A 1,641-nucleotide genomic window follows, 5' to 3' on the forward strand; every position below is an offset into this window, starting at 1 on the left:
AGAATCGACCGCACACACCTCTTGCTCCGGTGTATGATCCGGATGACACCAAGATAGGTCTTGAGCGAAGTAACCGATCTTAAGACCTTGTGCAAACGTCATTTCACCAGAGAGTGGAAGCATCTCCCCCATTAGCGTTTTGAGCAATGTCGACTTCCCTACGCCATTAAAGCCCTCAATCACCAACTTGTCTCCTCGCGCGATAGTGATATCAATCGGTGACAGTAAAGGCGTTTGATAGCCAATGCTCAACGCCTCGGCACTAACAACACTTTGATGTCCAATAGGCGCATAAGAAAAATCAAATTCAGTCACGGCATCTGTTTTATGCAACTGAACCCTTTCAATTTTATACAATTGCTTCTTACGTCCCTTCGCAATGCTCGCATTCACACCTGCGCCATTTTTCGCAATAAACTGTTCCAGTTTCTTAATCTCAGCTTGCTGTGCGTGGTACTCTTTTTCCAACAGCGAATTGTTGTGTCGCTTTTGCGCCATTGCTTTGTGGTATGAGCCGGTGTATTTCTGGATTTTTTGATAGTCGATATCACAGATGCAGGTAGTAACCGCATTCAGGAAACTCACATCATGAGACACCAATAGTACGGTTCCTACATAAGCATTGAGATAATTCTTCAACCACTCAATATGAGTTGCATCAAGATAGTTAGTCGGCTCATCTAACAATAAGACGTCTGGTTCACGCAACAATAAGCGCGCTAATAAAACCTTATGGCGTTGCCCACCACTTAACGCACTCATTAGAGTATCCAGTCCCAACTGCTGTATACCAAGCCCTGCGGATACACTTTCAATTTGGGCATGTAAGGCGTAAAAGCCTTGGGCTTCCAATTCCGTTTGTAACTTAGCAACTCGGCGAAGCAAAGAAGGCGATGCAGATTCAGCCATCTCTTGATACAAAGAAAATAATTCACGTTCAGCTTCAAACAACTCATTAAATGCCGATTGTAAACATTCTCTAATCGTCTGAGTTTTATCTACCACAAGATGTTGATCAAGATAGCCAATCTCTAAGTTTGGCTGCCAATGAATATCTCCCTCATCGGCAGAAATTTCACCAACAAGCAACTTTAACAACGTACTTTTTCCTACTCCGTTTGCACCGGTGATTCCTACATGCTCTCCAGCATGAATAGTAAAGTGGGAATGGCTATATAGGTGATGATCAACAACCTGATAGGACATATTTTTAACGTGTAACACACTCATGTTTTTTACCAAATAAAAAGGGCCGGTACTTACATACCGGCCCCTATTTCAACTATGGGTAACTTCATATCTGATTTCAAACTTCAGATACAAAAAAGCCGGTGATGATGTATCACCGGCGGTCTCTTGTCTTTACTCAGATGTAATACAACCTACGCATTTTCCAGCTTAGCTGTGCACGTATTTCCACATCTGATGAAGATAATTTATGACTCCGAGCAACACTTCATCGCGTTTTTTGCACGGAGTTCAGCCTTCTTACGAAGTTTTTAAACAAGAGATATAACATGAATTTTTTGTCTCAAAAATATACAGGTAATAGCCTACACCCGCACGAAACAAAGTGCTATAAAAATTTCACTCAAACAGCTCAAAAGCTAACACACAGATTAGCTGAATCGATAAACCATT

The 1,641-nt window shown here is 41.8% G+C and carries 1 protein-coding gene; it reads right to left on the bottom strand.

The features are described 5' to 3' along the window. A partial coding sequence (locus R8269_RS23885) for an ABC-F family ATP-binding cassette domain-containing protein (protein WP_318222736.1) occupies window positions 1-1,230 on the bottom strand: 1,230 nt, incomplete at its 3' end. Between the last annotated feature and the right edge of the window lie 411 nt (window positions 1,231-1,641).

Source organism: Vibrio sp. Vb0667 (assembly GCF_033391095.1).